The 16,738-nt window shown below is 72.8% G+C and carries 14 protein-coding genes; 1 reads left to right on the forward strand and 13 read right to left on the reverse strand.

What is annotated here, in order from left to right; all coding sequences use genetic code 11:
• Positions 1-11: 11 nt before the first annotated feature.
• Positions 12-1,775 carry an aldehyde ferredoxin oxidoreductase family protein gene (locus K6T50_RS07320; protein ID WP_222608735.1) on the reverse strand — a complete coding sequence of 588 codons (1,764 nt, stop codon included), beginning with the start codon at positions 1,773-1,775 and terminating at the stop codon, positions 12-14.
• 128 nt (positions 1,776-1,903) lie between these two features.
• Here K6T50_RS07320 and mobA point away from each other — a divergent pair, with 128 nt between their 5' ends.
• A complete protein-coding gene (gene mobA, locus K6T50_RS07325) occupies positions 1,904-2,536 on the forward strand; it encodes a molybdenum cofactor guanylyltransferase (RefSeq protein ID WP_222608736.1) in 633 nt (210 codons plus the stop codon).
• Between the two features lie 9 nt (positions 2,537-2,545).
• Here mobA and yqeC read toward each other — a convergent pair whose 3' ends face one another.
• The 12 genes from yqeC to K6T50_RS07385 all read right to left on the reverse strand — a co-directional run bounded on the left by yqeC (position 2,546) and on the right by K6T50_RS07385 (position 16,606).
• Entirely contained in the window at positions 2,546-3,304 is a 759-nt protein-coding gene (yqeC, locus tag K6T50_RS07330) for a selenium cofactor biosynthesis protein YqeC (RefSeq protein ID WP_222608737.1), read from the reverse strand.
• Positions 3,301-3,792: a hypothetical protein gene (locus K6T50_RS07335; RefSeq protein ID WP_222608738.1), complete on the reverse strand. Its 492-nt coding sequence runs from the start codon at positions 3,790-3,792 to the stop codon at positions 3,301-3,303. The genes yqeC and K6T50_RS07335 overlap by 4 nt, the downstream gene beginning before the upstream one ends.
• A gap of 183 nt (positions 3,793-3,975) precedes the next feature.
• Positions 3,976-4,491, reverse strand: coding sequence for a redoxin domain-containing protein (locus tag K6T50_RS07340; protein ID WP_222608739.1), 516 nt, complete (start codon positions 4,489-4,491; stop codon positions 3,976-3,978).
• Positions 4,492-4,853: 362 nt separating this feature from the next.
• Positions 4,854-6,677: a hydantoinase B/oxoprolinase family protein gene (locus K6T50_RS07345; RefSeq protein ID WP_222608740.1), complete on the reverse strand. Its 1,824-nt coding sequence runs from the start codon at positions 6,675-6,677 to the stop codon at positions 4,854-4,856.
• Complete coding sequence (locus K6T50_RS07350) at positions 6,674-8,752, reverse strand: hydantoinase/oxoprolinase family protein (RefSeq protein WP_222608741.1); 2,079 nt, start codon at positions 8,750-8,752, stop codon at positions 6,674-6,676. Before K6T50_RS07350 ends, K6T50_RS07345 begins: the two co-directional genes overlap by 4 nt.
• An 88-nt stretch (positions 8,753-8,840) precedes the next feature.
• Positions 8,841-9,335, reverse strand: a complete 495-nt coding sequence (locus K6T50_RS07355; RefSeq protein ID WP_222608742.1) for an SHOCT domain-containing protein — start codon at positions 9,333-9,335, stop codon at positions 8,841-8,843.
• 48 nt (positions 9,336-9,383) lie between these two features.
• Positions 9,384-11,162 carry an archaeosine synthase subunit alpha gene (gene arcS, locus K6T50_RS07360; protein ID WP_222608743.1) on the reverse strand — a complete coding sequence of 593 codons (1,779 nt, stop codon included), beginning with the start codon at positions 11,160-11,162 and terminating at the stop codon, positions 9,384-9,386.
• A gap of 24 nt (positions 11,163-11,186) precedes the next feature.
• Positions 11,187-12,722 (reverse strand): tRNA guanosine(15) transglycosylase TgtA, encoded by a 1,536-nt coding sequence (gene tgtA / locus K6T50_RS07365; RefSeq protein WP_222608744.1) that lies wholly within the window; start codon positions 12,720-12,722, stop codon positions 11,187-11,189.
• A 293-nt stretch (positions 12,723-13,015) separates the two neighbouring features.
• Positions 13,016-13,849, reverse strand: a complete 834-nt coding sequence (locus K6T50_RS07370; RefSeq protein ID WP_222608745.1) for a CPBP family intramembrane glutamic endopeptidase — start codon at positions 13,847-13,849, stop codon at positions 13,016-13,018.
• A gap of 86 nt (positions 13,850-13,935) precedes the next feature.
• Complete coding sequence (locus K6T50_RS07375; RefSeq protein WP_222608746.1) at positions 13,936-14,598, reverse strand: NUDIX hydrolase; 663 nt, start codon at positions 14,596-14,598, stop codon at positions 13,936-13,938.
• Positions 14,599-14,653: 55 nt separating this feature from the next.
• Positions 14,654-16,039 carry an aryl-sulfate sulfotransferase gene (locus K6T50_RS07380; RefSeq protein ID WP_222608747.1) on the reverse strand — a complete coding sequence of 462 codons (1,386 nt, stop codon included), beginning with the start codon at positions 16,037-16,039 and terminating at the stop codon, positions 14,654-14,656.
• Between the two features lie 69 nt (positions 16,040-16,108).
• Positions 16,109-16,606 carry a P-loop nucleotide/nucleoside kinase family protein gene (locus K6T50_RS07385; RefSeq protein WP_222608748.1) on the reverse strand — a complete coding sequence of 166 codons (498 nt, stop codon included), beginning with the start codon at positions 16,604-16,606 and terminating at the stop codon, positions 16,109-16,111.
• Between the last annotated feature and the right edge of the window lie 132 nt (positions 16,607-16,738).

The raw sequence follows: 16,738 nt of genomic DNA on the forward strand, positions 1-16,738 counted from the left end.
CGCTGGTGGTGTCAGTCGTCGGCTCGCGTGCGGTCGGCGGATCGGACGGGGGCGTCGGTCGGGAGGTCCAGCGCGCGACAGCGTTCGGTCGTCGGGATCCCTCGGTCGTCCCACCCGCGGGCGGCGTAGTAGGCGTCGAGCAGGCGCTCGAACGCCTCGCCGTCGACGGCGCGGCCGGCGGCGGGCGCGTCGCCGTCCGGGAGCGGCTCGGAGAACTGCGGCGGGAGCACGTCGGCCTCGCGGTCGAACCCCTCGCGGGCGTTGAACAGCCGCACGAGCGTCCACACCCGGTCGCCGACGCGGCGGAGGTCGTCGTGCGGGACGCCGAGCGCGTCGAGCCACTCGGCGCCCAGATCGTCCCACAGCGTCTCGCCGGCGAAGTCGTCGACGACGAGGCTCCACAGCGTCGCGCGGGCGTTTTGGGCACCCACGACCGCCTCGACGCGGCGGGCGGTGTCCCAGTCCTCGCGGAACACCTCCTCCTCGATGGGCCGCGCGCGGCGGTGGCAGCCGCCGCGGTCGGCGGTCGCGTACGCCAGCGCCATCCCGAGCGCGCCGCGGGGGTCGTAGGCGGGCAGCTCCATCGACTTCACCGTCGGCACGTAGCCGTCGCCGCCGTAGCGCTCGGCGGCGGCGTCGACGCCCTCCGCGAGCGCGTCCGCGAGGTCGTCGCCGTCGCTTCGTCGAGCGATCCGCTCGATCAGGCGCCGGGCACCGTCCTCGTCGCCGAAGCCGAAGTCGACCTGGTCGGCCCGGACCGCCCACGCGACGGCGTTGCCGGCGGTGATCACGTCGACGCCGAGGCGGTCGCACGCCTCCCCGAGCGCCGCGACCGCGTCGAAGTCGTCCATCCCCAGCCCGGCACCGAGCGTCATCGGCGCCGCGCCGCGGGGAACCGTCTCGCCGTCGTCGGTCTCGACGCGGAAGCCGCCGGGCACGTCGTCCTCGGGGTACTCGCGCTCGGCCGCGGCGGCCTCGGCGGCCTCGATCCCGATGCCGTCGACCTCGTTCGCGGTGTCGCGCCAGCCGTTCGCGGGCAACACGCCCACCTCGGCGGCGAAGTCGATCGACTCCAGCGTCTCGCCGGCCGTCTGCCACTTGCCGGCGTCCGCGTCGGCGAAGGCGTCGGCGTACTCCGCGTGGAGATCGGCGAGCTCGTCGGGCACCGCCGGCGGGTCGCCGCGGGCGACGACCACCTTCAGGTTCTTCGAGCCCATCACCGCGCCGGCGCCGCCGCGGCCCGCGTGGTGGTCGCCGGCGTCGGAGGCGATCGTCGCGTACGCGACCTCGCGCTCGCCGGCGGGGCCGACGCACGCGACCGCAGCGTTCGGGTACGCCTCCGCGGTGGCGACCGTGTCCGCGCCCGCGAGGTCGTCCGCGGGCTCCAGCCGCGGGTCGCCGTCGCCGACGACCAGCGCCGTCGGCTCGTCGGCCGCGCCCGTCACGAGCACGCCGAGGCAGTCGGGCAGCGACCCCGCGAGCCGGTCGGGGAAGGTGCCCCCGGAGTAGGAGTCGAGGAACGCGCCCGTCAGCGGCGACTTCGTCACCGCGGCGTAGCGCGACTCGCCCGGGAGCGCCCCCGACAGCGGCCCGAGCATGAACCCGAGGCGGTTCTCGGGGCCGCGGGGGTCCGCGCCCGCGTCCAGTTCGTCGTACAGATACCGGGCGCCGAGGCCCTTCCCGCCGAGGTAGCGGCGGCGCCGCTGTTCGGGGACCGCCTCGAACGCGACGGTCCCCGCCGAGAGGTCGACGCGGAGGACCCGGGTCCGTTCCATCGGTACGGACGAGTCGGTCGACGCCGTTAAGCGTTTGCCAGGAGGCGAGTCGCAATCCGCGCTGGGACCCGGCCGCCGCACCCGATCCGGGCGCGGGAGTTTTTACCCGGGGCGACGGATCGCCGGTCATGACCCGGTACGCGGCGATCGTCGCCGGCGGACGCTCGACACGGTTCGGAGACCGCGACAAGGCCGTCGCCGACCTCGCGGGCGTCCCGATGGTCCGACGGGTGGCCGACCGGCTCTCGGACGTCGCCGACCGCCTCGTCGTCAACTGCCGCCCCGACCAGCGCGAGGCCATCGGGGCCGCCATGGACGGCTACGCGCTCCCCGTCCGCTACGCCGAGGACCCGACGCCCGATCAGGGGCCGATGGCGGGCATCCGGACGGCCCTCCGCGGCGTCGAGGGGTGGGGCGACGCCGGGGAGGCGGCGTTCGTCGTCGCCTGCGACATGCCGTTCGTCGACCCGCGGTTCGTGGCGGCGCTGTTCGACCGGCTCGACGGCCACGACGCGGTCGTCCCGCGAGTGGACGACGAGTGGTTCCAGACCACCCACGCGGTGTACCGCGCCGGCCCGATGTCGGAGGCCTGCGAGGCCGCCCTGGAGCGTGGCGACCGCAAGATCGTCGCGCCCCTGCTCGATCTGGACCACGTGGTCGTCGGCGCCGACGAACTGACCGCCCTCGGCGTCGACGACCGGACCTTCGAGAACCTCAACACGCGCGAGGAGTTCGAGGCGGCCGCGGAGGCGTTCGAGTAGCGCGACCGGTCAGGGGTCGATCACGTCCACGATCCGCCCCTCTCCGAGCGCCGCCAGAACCACCCGGTCGAGTCGTCCCGGCCCGTCGGCGTCGAACGCCGCACGAGCGATCTCGCGGCCGACGGCCTCGTCGTCGGCGTCGTCGACCTTGTTCACGAGCGCGACCGCCTCGGCGTCGGCGGACACGTCCTTCAGTCCGCCCTCGGGCGACGCGAGCACCCGACCGACCGCATCGGCGGTCACCTCGTCGCCCTCGTCGATGCCCGCGATCGCGGCGACGCGCTCGGGGCGGTGGACACGCGTGTCCGTCAGGGGTTCGCCGACGACGTGCGCGGAGGCGATGGGCACGACCGCGTCGGCGCCGTCGGGGATCTGCGGCTCGCGGTCGTCGGGCGCCTTGAACTCGCGCATCCGCGCGCCGTCGGCCTTCACGAGCACCGGACCGTCGTGGGCGCCCGCGAGGTCGTCGACGACCGACGGGTCGTAGCCGAGGTAGCGGTCATCCCGTTCTTGTTCCGGGACGAGCCCGAGCGGCCAGTCGACGCCGATGTCGGCGTCCGCGGCGTGGCGCTCCAGCGCGGCGACCGCGTCGCCGTCGACGACGACGCGCGCGACGTGGTCGTCGAAGATGGGGATCCGGACGGTTGCAGTGACGACCGCGCGGTCGAGGCGGTTCGCGAGCGTGTAGAGGGTCGTCTTCTTGCCGCCGGCGCCGACGACGCAGACGAGCCCCTCCGTGGGGAGGGCCTCCTCGGGCGCGTTGGTCATACCTCGCTGTTCGCGCGCGCCGCCGAGTAGCTTGCGTCGCGGGACCCGTCGGTCGCGTTCCGGGCACGCGAGAGCGCCGCCCCGGCGACGCCGCCGGCGACGAACGGGACGGTCCGCCCGGCGACGCCCGCGGCCGCAGCCAGAGGCGGGCTCACGCCCCCGTTCGGCGTGAGCAGCCCGAACACGACCGCCGCCGCCGCGTACGCGAGGACCGCGGCGCCCGCGAACACGATCACGGTCCGGAGGACGGTCCCCGCCTGGGCATCACCCAGTCCGGCGGCGTAGCCGGCCGCGCCCGCGACCAGCGCGGCGACGAGCGACGACAGCGCGCCGGCGGCGGAGATCAGCCAGACGGTCTCGGTCGAGAGGTCGATCAGCGTCGGGACGAGTCCCTGTGCGGTACCGGCGACCGCGGCGACGATCGCGGCAGCCAACGCGAACGCGATCTGTCGGCCGAGGCTCCCGGCGTCGTGCGTGGCGGAGGGCATCGTCCGGGGCTCTCGGCCGCGGGTGACAAAGCTTCCGCCGGCGCGACATCGACAGACCGGCGCCGGGGGGTGCCGGGGCGTCGCTTGGGCGTCGCCGCCGCCGCTACCGTGTCGCCGCCGCCGCTACCGTGTCGCCGCCGCCGCTACCGTGTCGCCGCCGCCGCTACCGTGTCGCAGCCGACGCTACCGTGTCGCCTCGGCGACCGCCGCCTCCACCTCGTCTGTGTCGGGGAACGTCAGCGGCTCGGTCGCCAGCCAGGTGTAGGAGACGGTGCCGTCAGGGGCGACCACGAACACCGCGCGGTTCGCGATGCCCGCCACGATCGACTCCTCCCGGCGAACCCCGAAGTCCGCGATGATCGAGTTATTGAATCCAGACACGAGCGGGTACTGGAGGTCGTACTCGTCGATGAACGCCAGCAGCGACCACGGGGTGTCGGCGCTGACGCCGTACAGCGGCGCGTCCGCCTCCGCGAGGTCGGCCTTCCAGTCGCGAAGCTCACACAGCTCCTGCGTGCAGGTTCGGGAGTAGATTCCGGGGTAAAAGGCGAGGACCACAGGACCGTCGTCGAGCGCGTCCGCCAGGGAGAACTCGCTCACGTCGCCGCTCGTGTAGCTTCCGCGTTCGGTGTTCGCGGCGGCCTCGGGAGTCGCCATCGGCGCGGTTACCTCGGGGGCGTCGTCGCCTACGTCGAGCATTATCGGCGTGGTGTGGCGGCGGCGGCTAAACCCTTCGTGCCGCGGTAGTTCGATCTGTCGTGAGCGTCGAGCGTGATTCGCTGGTCGTCGCTTCCGGGGGGACCCTGCGAGTGACGACCGCGGAAGCCCCCGCGGTTCTCGACTCGCGCGCCCCCCGCTGCGCCCCTCGGATCGCTCCGCTCACGGGTCACTTCGTTCCCCCGTTCGCATCGAGGCCTCACTCCGTTCGGCCTCGGTCCGCTCGCCTGCGGTGCTTGCGGGGTCGTGCTTCGCTGAGAACCGCGGCCCCTTCCATTCCCACCCTGCAGTCGGACGGGAGTCGTCGCGGCCGGACCCGCCCGAACACGACCCGCGGCGGCGGGTCAGTCGTCGCCGTCGTTCCCGTCGCCAGCGTCGCCTTCGTCGTCGGCCTCGTACCCGTACGCCTCGCGCGCAGCCTCGGGGGTCAGCTTGCCGAGTCGCAGGTCGCGCTCGATGGCGTGGGGGTCGCGCTCGGCGGGGTCGCCGTAGCCGCCGCCGCCCGGCGTGCGGACGCTGACGACGGAGCCGGCCGGGAGGTCGCGGGTGTGTTTCGCGGGCAGTTTCTCCAGTTCGTCGCCGTCGTCGTCGACCAGATAGGCGGCGCCGTTGGCCCCCTCGCCGCCACCGGCGAGGCCGTACGGGTGCGACTCGTGGCGCTCGGCGAGCAGGCTGAATCGCGCGGTGTGGTCGCGGACGCGGATGTCGCGCCGGAGCCCGAGTCCCCCGCGGTGTTCGCCCGCGCCGCCGGAGTCGGGGCGGAGTTCGTACCGCTCGATCCGGAGCGGGTAGGCGGTCTCCAGCACCTCCGCGGGCGTGTTCAGCGTGTTGCTCATGTGGACGTGGACGCCGTCCATGCCGTCGCCGCTCGCGCGACCGCCGAAGCCGCCGCCCTGCGTCTCGTAGAAGGCGTACGGCGTCGGGTCGTCGCCCCGCGGGTCCGTGCCCCCGAGCGTGACGTTGTTCATCGTCCCCTGGCCCGCGGCGGCGACGGCCTCGGGCGCCGCCTCCGCGAGCGCGCCCAGCACCGCGTCGGTGACGCGCTGGCTCGTCTCCAGGTTGCCGCCGACCACGGCGGCCGGCGGCCTCGGGTTCACGATGGTCCCCTCCGGCGCGACGACCTCGATCGGGCGGTAACAGCCGTGGTTCGGCGGGATATCCGGGTTCGTCACACAGCGGACGGCGTAGTACGTCGCCGAGGCGGTCACCGCGAGCACGGCGTTGATCGGGCCGTCGGTCTGGTCGGCCGTGCCGGTGAAGTCGACGGTCACCCCGTCGCCGTCGACGGTGAGCGCCACCTCGATCGCGAGGTCCTCGTTGCCCCGGCCGTCGTCGTCGAGCGCGTCCGCGAACTCGTAGGTACCGTCCGGCAGCGCCGCGAGTTCGGCGCGCATCCGGCGCTCGGAGTAGTCCTTGATCTCCTCCAGCGCGGGGGCGAGATCCGGGCCATGCTCGGCGGCGAGGTCCCGGAATCGACGCCGCCCGGTCGCGTTCGCCGCCACCTGTGCGCGGAGGTCGCCGCGGCGCTCCTCCGGGGTTCGCACGTTCGCGAGGATCATCGAGAGCACGTCCTCGCGGACCTCGCTCTCGGGTGTCCCGTCCCCGGCGACCTCCCCGGTCCCTTCCTCGAACTTCACCGGCGGGATCCGGAGGCCCTCCTGGTAGATCTCGGTGGAGTCGGCCGCCACGGAGCCCGCCGTCGATCCGCCGATGTCGGCGTGGTGCGCTCGGTTCGCGGCGAAGGCGATCACCTCGTCGCCGGCGTCATCGTGGATCGGCGTCACGAGCGTGAGGTCCGGGAGGTGTGCGCCGCCGCGGAACGGGTCGTTCAGCAGCACCGAGTCGCCCGGCGAGAGCGACTCCGGCGGGAACGCCTCGACCGCCGCGGCGACGGAGTAGGGCATCGCGCCGAGGTGGACCGGCATCGTCTCCGCCTGCGCGATCATCTCGCCGGCGGCGTCGAACAGCGCCGTCGAGCAGTCCCGCCGCTCCTTGATGTTCGGCGAGTAGCCCGTGCGCACGAGCGTCGCGTTCATCTCCTCTGCGACCGCCTCGCAGCCGTTGCGGATCACCTCCAGGGTGACCGAGTCGACGCCGGCGTCGACGGTGTCGTCGCCGCGGGCGTCCCCGCCATCGGCGTCGCCACCGACGGCCCCGTCGTCGCTCATTCGCCGTCACCCCCGGTCTCGACGACCAGGTTCGCGTCGCCGTCGACGCGCGCCCGCTGGCCGGGGTGGACGACGACGGTGCTCTCGCTACCCTCCACGACGGCGGGTCCGTCGAACGCCGCATCCGTCGGCAGGCGCTCGCGGTCGTACACGGGCGTGTCGCGGCCGTCCGTCGGGGCGTCGCCGTCGCCGAAGCCGACCTGACGGGTCTCCGCGATCGCGTCGTCGGGATCGCCGGCGCGCTCCTCGACCGCGAGTTCGGGCGGCTCGACGAGCCCGCGGGTGCGCAGGCGAACGGTCACGAGTTCCACCGGCTCCTCGGGGGAGGCGTGGCCGTACCGGCGCTCGTGGGCCGCGTGGAAGCGCTCCTCGACGAGGTCGAGTTCGTCGCCGTCGAGGTCGCCCTCGACGGGCACCGAGAGGTCGAACGACTGGCCGGCGTACCGGAGATCGAGCGTGCGCTCGAACGCCATCGCGTCGTCCGCGCGGCCGGCGTCGCGCAGTTCCGCCCGCCCTTCCGCCTCGAAGTCGGCGAACGCGTCGCGGACGGCGGCCGGGTCCACGTCGTCCAGGCGGCGCACCATCGACGTGGAGTAGTCGTACACCACGTCGCTGATGAGCAGCCCGAGCGCGGAGAGGACGCCGGCAGCCCGCGGGACGATCACCTCTGGAACGTCCAGCGCGTCCGCGAGCGCGGTCGCGTGGAGGGGCCCGGCGCCGCCGAAGGCGACGAGCGCGAACTCGCGGGGGTCGTAGCCCCGCTCGACGCTGACGACCCGGAGCGCCCGGCGCATGTTCGCGTTCGCCACGTCGAGCAGCCCGCGGGCGGCGGCCTCGGTCGCCTCGGGGTCGCCGACGACGGTCTCGGCGAGGGGCGCGAACGCCTCCCGCACCGCCGCGGCGTCGCGGCCGAGCGCGTCCGGAAGGAATCCGGAGGGGTCTATGCGGCCGAGCACGAGATGGGCGTCGGTGACGGTCGGCTCCGTGCCGCCGCGGTTGTAGCAGACGGGGCCGGGTTGGGCGCCCGCCGAGCGCGGGCCGACGCGCAGGGCGCCGCCCGTGTCCACGTAGCCGACCGAGCCGCCGCCGGCGCCGACGGTGTGGATGTCGACCGTCGGCACCGAGACGGGGTACTCGCCGACCTCCGTGTCCGTGGTCACGAGCGGGTCGCCGTCGCGCACGAGGCTCACGTCGCAGGAGGTGCCGCCCATGTCCATCGTGATCAGGTCGTCGACGCCGCGACGGCCGGCGACGTGGGTGGCGCCGCGGACGCCCGCCGCGGGGCCCGAGAGGAGGGTGTTGACGGGGCGCTCGCGGGCGGCGTCGGCCGCCATCAGCCCGCCGTTCGACCCCATCACGCGAAGCGGGGCGTCGACGCCGAGGTCGCCGGCGGCGGCGGCCAGCGACCCGAGGTACGCGTCCATGACGGGCTTGAGCGCGGCGTTCATCGCGGTGGTGAGGGTGCGCTCGTACTCGCGGATCTCCGGGAGCACGTCCGCGGAGAGCGAGACGCTGGCGTCGACGCCCTCCTCGCGGAGGATCTCGCGGACGCGACGCTCGTGGGCCGGATGCTCGAAGGAGAACAGCAGCGAGACGGCGACGCTCTCGACCCCCGACTCCCGGAGGTCGCGGGCGCGGTCGCGGACGGCCGCCTCGTCGAGGTCGCGGAGGACGGCGCCGCGCTCGTCGACGCGCTCGGGCACCTCGAACCGGCGGTCGCGGGGGACCACCGGGTCGGGCTTGGTCGCGTCGAAGTCGTAGATGTCCGGGCGGGTCTGGCGGCCGATCTCGACGGCGTCGCGAAAGCCCGCGGTCGTCAGGAGGGCGGTGTCGGCCCACTCGCCCTCCAGCACGGCGTTGGTCGCGACGGTCGTCCCGTGGCCGAGAAAGTCCACCTCGGCGAGCGGCGCGTCCAGTTCCCGGAGGCCCGTCACGACGCCCTCGTCGGGCGCGTCCGGGGTCGAGGGCGTCTTGTCGACGCGGATCCGGCCGTCCCGGACCGTCACGAGGTCCGTGAACGTGCCGCCCACGTCGACGCCGACGCGCGTTCCCGCCGGCGCGTGGTCGTCGGTCATACCCGAGGGTACGGGGGCTGGGTTGTAGGCGTTCGCTTCGCGGCGCAGGTCGCTGCCGAACGGCGGGACGCCGGCGGCGACGCGGGCATCAGCGTTCGCGCTCGCGCTCGACCTCGCGATCGGCGGTCGCGTCGCCGCCGCGGTTCCGGACGCGCTCGCGGGCCGTCTCGGCGTCGGCGTCCTCCGTCTCGAGCAGGAGGTCGAGGCGGCGCTCGAACTCGGCCTCGTCGATGTCGCCCTCGGCGTACCGTTCGCGGAGCCTGTCGACCGGGTTGCGCTCGTCGGTCGGGTCGCCGGTCGAACTGTCGGTCGGGCCGTCGGGTCGGCTCCCGGCGTCGTCGGCCCGCCACTCGCGCAACGCGTCGAGGGCGCGTTCGAGGTCCTCGTCGTCGCCGTCGTCGACCTCAAACACCTCATCGAGGAGGACCGCCGACAGCGGCGTGAGGAGGAACCACCCGAGGATCGCGACGACCGCGGCCGCCTGCCCGCCGACGAGGATCGCCGCGAGCGCGACCGCCGGGAGCGTCGTCACGGCGAACAGCGCCGGGGCCGCCCGGACGAGTCGGTGGCGAGGGCTGGTCACGGGTGGGGGATCCACGACGGAAGGCAAAACCGTTGCCCACGCGGCCGGCTACAGCTCCTCGGAGTGGCGCACGTCCACCGCGATCCCCCGGGTCGACGAGCGCATCTCCGCGCCGTGCATCTCCGCGCGACCGACCGCGAACGCCTTCGGTCCCTCGACGACGACCTCGTCGCCGACGCGGATGTCGTCGTCCGCGTCGACGACGCCGGGGGCGAGCACGCTCCCCTGCGGCACGAACGCGTCGATCTCGACGGTCTTCGTCGGCGCGTCGCTGTCGACCCACTGTCGGGCGCCCGCGAGCGTGAAGGCGAGGGCGCCGTAGGTCGGCACCATCGTCGCCAGCAACTCCTCGTCGTCGTCGCGGACCTGGAGCTTCGGGTACCGCGAGCGGGTGTTCAGCTCCTCGAACAGGTCGTCGCCGGCGCCGTCGCCGAGCATGTAGTCGGCGATGGCGCGGACGGTGTTGTGCTCGCGCTCCCGCTTCGTGTACTTCAGTTCGCCGTCGAGCGTGGACATGAGGTTCCCGATGGACTCGGTCGTCGTCGGGTGGTCCTCGACGGTGTACTCGAACGGCACGTCGACCTGCTCCGCGACGCGCTCGCAGATGTCGCGGTAGCCGTCCTCGGGGACGTGCGCGATGACGCGGGGGTACTCGTTGCGCTCCAGGTAGCGCCGGAGCACCTCGGCGACGAACTGCTTCTCGTCCTCGGACCACCGGCCCGTCACGACGGTGTCGTAGTGCTGTGCGGGGTAGGTGAGTTCGAGCTCCTGCGGGACGACGCCGATGGGCGAAGTCATCGACGCGAGGTGCCCGCGGAACTGGATCGCGTCGTGGAACTGCCCGTGGCTCTGGCTCTCGGAGTACGGCTTCTTCGCCGAGCAGGGCACCAGCACGAGGGGATTGCGGAAGCGGTTGACGTACCGCTCGGACACGCGCTGGGCGAACCGCTGGATCTCCGGGCGGCGGATGGTGTCGCTCGTCGCCGCCGCGAGCTCGTTGTTGCGGGCGACGGGGGCGCGCTCCTCGATGTAGCCGTACTGCTGGTCCAGTTCGCGGAACGCCGCGGTGAGCCACTGCTCGTGGCGGGCCTGCCCCTCGACGTAGTCGCGGAGGCGACCCTCGCGGATCCGCCGACGGACGCGGCGCAGTTCCGCTTCGAGGGCGTTGACGTTGTGCTCCTCGCAGACGGCTCGGTCGAACTCCTCCCGCGGCACCTGACACGCCGGGCACGAACACGGGAGTTCGTCCAGGTCCTCCAGGAAGCGCTCGCCCTCGTCGGTGAGGTACTTGCCCTGGCTTCCCTTCACCCGCGCGCGCTTCGCGTCGACGAGGTCGACGCCGGCGTACGCGAGCGTCGCGACGTTCAGCGGCGTGGCGACGCCCGAGAGATACAGCGCGGTGTCCGCGGGCACCGCCTCGCGCACGTCGATCACCGCCTCCGCGAACGCCGAGGCGTGGCCGACGACGCCCTGCGCGTTCGAGAGCACGTACGCGTCGACGGGCGGGTCGGCGGCCCCGCCGGAGTCGGGCGCGTCGCTCGTGATCACCGCGGCGGTCGGCCCGTCGACGGCGGCCGCCGAGTCGGGGTAGTCGGGGGCGAACGCGTCGACGACCTCCTCGCGCGTTCCCGCGGGATACGCGCGATGCGGGAGGATCGTGAGCGCGGACTCGTCGCCCTCGGGCACGTCGCGCTCGGCGTTCCACAGCGACCCCGCGTCACGGACAACGTCGTCCGCGAGCGCCGGGGTCGCGAGGGGTGAATCGAGGCGAAGCTCCCCGAGGCGGGCGGCCCCGTCCCGCTCGTGGACCTCGAAGTAGTCGGTCATGCCCCGAGGTGTGCGGCCCGGGCGTTATTCGCTTTCGCTTCGAGATTCGGCGGATCCGTCCGCGTCGTCGACCGCGTCGGCGTGTTGGTCGGCGTGGAGGTTTTCCAGTGTCACCGACTCGGGGACGACCCCGAGCGCGTCCGCGCTCCAGCCCTCGTGTGCGAGTGTCACGTCCGTGTCGGGGTTCGCCTCGACGAGCGCTCGGATCCCCTCGGCGGCGGCGCGCTCGGCCGCGGCGTCGGTGCGGTCGGGCACTTCCGCGGTGAGCGGGTACGTCTCCGAGAGCGCGCGGGGGAACGGGCCGAACGGCGGCACGACCCGCCACACCTCGTCGTAGTCGTGATCCGAGGGCTCGCCGTACTCCGAACACAGCAGGGAGTCGGGAACGGACAAGCGCGCGAGGCGGTCGTGGTGGCGCCGAACCTCGGGGCGGTCTGCCGACTCGTGGGAGAGCCCGAAGAACGTGCCCTTGGATGCGCTGTCGATGCGCTCCAGTTGGTCGGCGTGATCGAGGAGGGCGCGGTAGCCGTCGGCCATCGCGGGGTGGCCGCGGGCGCGCTTCTCGACGAGTTCGAGCAGGTCGCCGTCGCGGATGGCCTGCTTCACGCGACGCAGCTCCTCGAAGGTGACGTGGAGGTTGTGCTCCGCGAGGAGTGCCTCGCGCTCGTCGCCCTGTGCGGCCCGAAGCTCCTCGGGCGTGTGTTCGTGGCAGATGGGGCACGAGCAGGGAAGGTAGTCGAGATCGTCCAGCTGTTCGGTGCCGGAGACGGTGAGATAGCGGCCGTCGCGCGCCATCAGCGCGTAGGCGGCCGAGTCGAACAGGTCGCAGCCGAGCGCGACCGCCAGCGCGAACATCATGGGGTGGCCCGCGCCGAACAGGTGGACCGGGCAGCCCTCGCTCAGTCCGCGTTTCGCGGCGGCGACGGCGTCGACCATGTCGTCGTAGCGGTAGCTGTTCATCATCGGGACGACCGCGCCGACCGGGAACACGTCGAGGTCCGTCGCGGCGGCCTCGCGGCCGGCCTGCTCGCGCAGATCCGGGTAGGTGCTCCCCTGCACGGGGGCGTTCACCAGCATGTCGCCGACGTCGACCGCCTCGGCGTCGGCGAGCGCCTTGCGGGTGACCTCCAGGTCCGATTCGGCCCGCTCGCGGCTCGCGTCCGGCGGGGTGGGAATGTCGACCGGGGTTCCGATGTCGCTGCCGATGTCGCGCTGGAACTCCAGGATCTCCGTCGTCGTGGTGTCGATCTCGCCGTACTCGGCGAGCTGGAAGCTCCCCGAGTCGGTCATGATCGCGCCGTCGAAGCCGAGCATGTCGTGGAGGCCCTCCTCCAAGGCCCGCTCACGCACGTCCTCGGTCGTGCGGATGATGTAGGAGTTGGTGATCAGCATGTCGGCGCCGAACTCCGAGCGGAGCCGGCCCGGATCGATCGTCTCGATGTTGGGGTTGATCACCGGGAGGAGCGCGGGCGTCTCGACGGTGACGCCGGCGCGGGGGACGGTCAACTCCCCGATGCGGCCGGCGGCGTCGTGGTCCCGGATCTCGAAGTGCTCGCGCATTGTGGCGAGGTTCCCGGGGACGCGAGTAAGGGTGTCGCTCCGGCGCCGTCGCTGTGGGTGGGGGCGAACGGACGACACGCGGGACGGCGTCGGTCGGGACCGTCGCCGACGGCGGGATGAGTCCGGTCGGGGGGCGGACGCGGTCACCGACCGGCTCGCGCGGGGCGGGCGTGTCGTCGCGGCGCGGCACGCCCCGCGGCGGGTCAGTGCACGGGCGCGACGAGGTGGTCCCGTCATCGGTGAAGAACGCTCGGACGGTCGAGTGGCGAGCCTCCGGCGACCGGATCGGCGGCTCAGACGAGCGGGACGGCCCAGAGCAGGTCGGCGAACGCCATGGTCGCGGCCTGCTCCGGCGACCCCGCCTCGGGGCCGTACACGACGACGACGTACAGCCCCGCGAACAACACGGCGTCGTAGGCGCCGTGGATGAACGAGGGGACGACGAGGTTGTCGGTGTACTCGTAGGTCGCGCCGAACACGAGCGTCAGCGTCGAGAGGATGCCGATCGTGACGATCCGGCCGGGGGCGGCGCCGGTGAGCGCGACGTAGTGGACCGCCCCGAAGATGACGCTCGCGAGGGGGATCGCGACCCACGGCGAGAACGCCTCGCGCAGCCGGTCCTGGACGACGCCGCGGAACAGGATCTCCTCGCCCGGGCCGATGAAGACGAACGCCGCGGGGATCAACAGGAGCAGCACCTCCGGGTTCTCCGCGCCGATCTGTGCGACCTCGTTCTCGGCGGTCGGCGCGCCGGCCTGCTGGACCGCCGCGCTCGCCGCGATCAGGATCGCCAGCGACCCGAAGAATCCGCCGACCGCGACGGCGACATCTCGAAGGGTAGGAACCCGGAACAGCGACAGCGGCGACCGCCCCGTCCGGATCAGGTAGATCGAGGCGACGCCGCCGAAGGAGATCCCCTGCACGAGCACGAGCGACAGGCCGATGAGCACCAGCGGTGACGGCTGATAGCCGACGAGGCTGAGGGCGATCAACACGACGAGGACGATGACCCCCGCCGCCAGGATGCCCGAGAAGCCGATCGCGGGCGCGACGACGAGAGCCTGTATCCGCGGGTCCAGCGACCGGAACCACGCGATCAGCGACCGAAGCGGGGCGAACGAGACCATACCCGACCTCCGGGTGCCTCCGTGAAAGACCTGGCCCAGCGGCGACGTCCAGTCGAGCGCCGGGAGCCCATCGGGCGCCGGGGCGCTTACTCCGCGTCGCTTCCGTCGTGGGGCCCTTCGTACAGCGAGACGCCGAGGACGGCGCGACCGTCGCGGACCTCGCCCGCGAACACTGCCTCGCGGAAGCGGTCGTAGTCGGCGGTCGCCGGACGGATGCTCTCGTTGAAATCGAGATCGAGGTCCGCCTCAGCGGCCTGGGTGCACCCGCGTGCGAGGAAGTAGTGATGCACGGAGTTGGCGAAGCCGTTCGCGGGTTCGACCGCCCGGAGCCGCTCGATCGACTCGGCCTCGTATCCCGTCTCCTCGCGGAGTTCCCGCCGCGCGGCGGCGACCAGATCCGTGTCGTCGTCCTCGACGCCGCCGGCGGGGAGCCCGCGGTTCACCCGCCCGACGGCCTGGCGCCACTCCTCGACGAGCACCACGTCGCCGTCGGGGGTCAACGGCAGGATAACCACCGTCTGTGGCTCGTCGACGTAGTGGAAGTCAGTCTCGGTGCCGTCGGGCAGTCGAACGTCGTCGCGGCGCACGTCGAAGCCGGGACACGAGTAGTCGATGTCGCTGTCGAGCGTCTCCCACGCGAGGTCGTCGGCGTCGGTGCTGTCGCCGCGGTCGGCGGCGGCGACGTTGCCGTCGATGTCACCGCCGTCGCCCATGTCACCGCCGCCGTCGTCGATGTCGTCGTCGCTCATCGGGTTCGGGTCGGTGGGGCGCCGGGATAAGCGTGACAGAAGTCGGTCGCGGGCCTCAGCCCGTAACGCGCGTCCGAACCGCGGTGGCGCCGCCCGCGAGCACGAGCGCCAGCGACACGAGGGTGAGCCCGACCTGCGTCTCGCCGAACCACACCGGCGCCCACGGCGCGGCGGCGCGTACGCCGACGACGAGCGTCGAGAGCACCGGGATCTCGGATCCGCTCGCCGCACCGTCCTCGAGGTTCACGCCGTCGCTCGTCGCCACCGGGAGGTCGCGCTCGGTCCCCTGGAACTCCCGCGGGACGCGGTCGGCCTCGTAGGGGATGCGCTCGGTCGGGTACGCCCAGACGGCGGTTCCGTTCTCGTCGATCTCGACGACCCGCTTGTTCAGGGTGTCCGTGATCAGCGTGTGGCCGTTCTCCAGGCGGTCGGCGTCACGCGGCCAATGTAGCGATCGGCCGTCGACGCTCGTCACCGTCCAGGCGACCTCCCACTCGCCGTCGTCGTTCCGGTGGAGTTCGACGACGCGGTCGTTGTCCGAGTCGGCCACGAGCACCGCGGCGTCGTCGGAGGCGGTCCGGTCGCCCGGCTCGCCCTCGATGCTCCCCGCGATCCACTGCGGATTGTGCTGGTGATCGAGCACCTCGGGGTTCCCGCAGCGCACGTCGCCGTCGCCGTCGGTGTCCGCCAGTTGGCCGCTTCCGGTGCAGGAGTCGTCGGAGGAGCCCTCCTTGTCGGCGTTGATCACCTCCACGACCTCGCTCCCGCCGTCGTCGGTGCGCTCGACGATCACCAGCTGGTTCGCGTTGCGGACGGAGACGAGGAACACGTCCTCCTCGATCCGGTCGATGTCGTTGATGTGGAGCCAGTCGGTGCGGGTTGGGTCCTCGGGCTCGTCGTACAGCTCCGAGGCGTTCCACGTCCACGTCACCTCGCCGTCCTCCACGATCATGATGCGCTCGTTGTCCATGTCCGTCATGGCGAAGCCGCCGTCCGGGAGCGGCTCGGCGTCGTGGATCTCGCTGTTCGACTGCGAGCGGACCGGGAAGCTGTACTCCTCGACGACCGCCGCGCCGCCGTCGGCGTCGGGATCGATCAGTCGAATACCGGTGTGGGCGCACGGCGACTCGTACGGCCCACACTCCTCGTAGCCGCTGTCCATGAACCCCGCGAGCACGCGGCCGTCGGAGAGCCGCTGCACGTCGAAGTAGCTGTCCGCGGAGTCCTCTCGCCACTCGACATCGGTGCCGTTGAGCAGGTAGGCGCTTCCGTGTTCGTGCCAGCCGGGACCGCCACCCTGCGAGCCGACGAGCGTCGCTCGCTCGGCGCCGTCGTCGACGGCGGCCGTCGAGCGGTCCGGCGCGACCAGCGCGCTCCCGGCGACGGTCAATCCGAACAGGAGGACGCCCGCGAGGACCAACTCGACCGCACGTGTACTCATCGGTGAACGCGAGCCATGCGCCGAGCAAAAGCCTTCGGTCTCGCGGTTCCTCGGGATCGGTGCTCCCGGTTAAAACAGCGACCGCACCCGCGCGAGCGTCGCGTCGAGGTCGCCGGAGTTGTCGACGACGACCGGGTCCTCGACCGGCTCGAACTCCTCGCGGAGCAGGTCGTAGACATCGGTGTCGGCGTCCGAGGGGTCGTCCTCCCGCGACCGGATACGGGCCTTCGCGGTCCGCTCATCACAGCGGACGCGAACCAACCGGGCCGTGACGCCGCGGCGCTCGGCGAGCGAGCGCGCCTCCCGCCGTCGGTTCGCCCGACGGAACGTCCCGTCGAGGACGACCGGGTCGCCGGCGGCGAGGCGGTCGTCCGCGCGCTCGAACAGCGCCTCGTACGTCCGCCGCGACTCCTCGTCGGTGTACGACGGATCCGGAAACAGCTCCTTGCGAACCACGTCGGTACGGAAAACCGTGGCGTCGAGGCGGTCGGCGACCGCCGACGCGACGGTCGACTTCCCGGCCCCGGGGAGCCCACAGACGACGACGAGGCGCGTGGTGTCGGACATCCGATTCCGTTCGTCGCGTCGTCGCTCGGGAACGAGTATCCGTCGGTTCGCCCGCGCCGGACCCGACGGGTGCCCGTCGCCTCGTCCGTCGAAAATCAGACTCGATAAATTCAGCGATAAGCATTAAACGGA

This window comes from Halobaculum magnesiiphilum (assembly GCF_019823105.1).
GTDB lineage: Archaea > Halobacteriota > Halobacteria > Halobacteriales > Haloferacaceae > Halobaculum > Halobaculum magnesiiphilum.

Coding starts and splice junctions, on each gene's coding strand:
- K6T50_RS07385 (WP_222608748.1), bottom strand. CDS start 16,606: ATGTCCGACACCACGCGCCTCGTCGTCGTCTGTGGGCTCCCCGGGGCC.
- K6T50_RS07370 (WP_222608745.1), bottom strand. CDS start 13,849: ATGGTCTCGTTCGCCCCGCTTCGGTCGCTGATCGCGTGGTTCCGGTCG.
- K6T50_RS07375 (WP_222608746.1), bottom strand. CDS start 14,598: ATGAGCGACGACGACATCGACGACGGCGGCGGTGACATGGGCGACGGC.
- K6T50_RS07380 (WP_222608747.1), bottom strand. CDS start 16,039: ATGAGTACACGTGCGGTCGAGTTGGTCCTCGCGGGCGTCCTCCTGTTC.
- tgtA (WP_222608744.1), bottom strand. CDS start 12,722: ATGCGCGAGCACTTCGAGATCCGGGACCACGACGCCGCCGGCCGCATC.
- yqeC (WP_222608737.1), bottom strand. CDS start 3,304: ATGACCAACGCGCCCGAGGAGGCCCTCCCCACGGAGGGGCTCGTCTGC.
- K6T50_RS07350 (WP_222608741.1), bottom strand. CDS start 8,752: ATGACCGACGACCACGCGCCGGCGGGAACGCGCGTCGGCGTCGACGTG.
- K6T50_RS07340 (WP_222608739.1), bottom strand. CDS start 4,491: ATGCTCGACGTAGGCGACGACGCCCCCGAGGTAACCGCGCCGATGGCG.
- K6T50_RS07320 (WP_222608735.1), bottom strand. CDS start 1,775: ATGGAACGGACCCGGGTCCTCCGCGTCGACCTCTCGGCGGGGACCGTC.
- mobA (WP_222608736.1), top strand. CDS start 1,904: ATGACCCGGTACGCGGCGATCGTCGCCGGCGGACGCTCGACACGGTTC.
- K6T50_RS07345 (WP_222608740.1), bottom strand. CDS start 6,677: ATGAGCGACGACGGGGCCGTCGGTGGCGACGCCGATGGCGGGGACGCC.
- arcS (WP_222608743.1), bottom strand. CDS start 11,162: ATGACCGACTACTTCGAGGTCCACGAGCGGGACGGGGCCGCCCGCCTC.
- K6T50_RS07335 (WP_222608738.1), bottom strand. CDS start 3,792: ATGCCCTCCGCCACGCACGACGCCGGGAGCCTCGGCCGACAGATCGCG.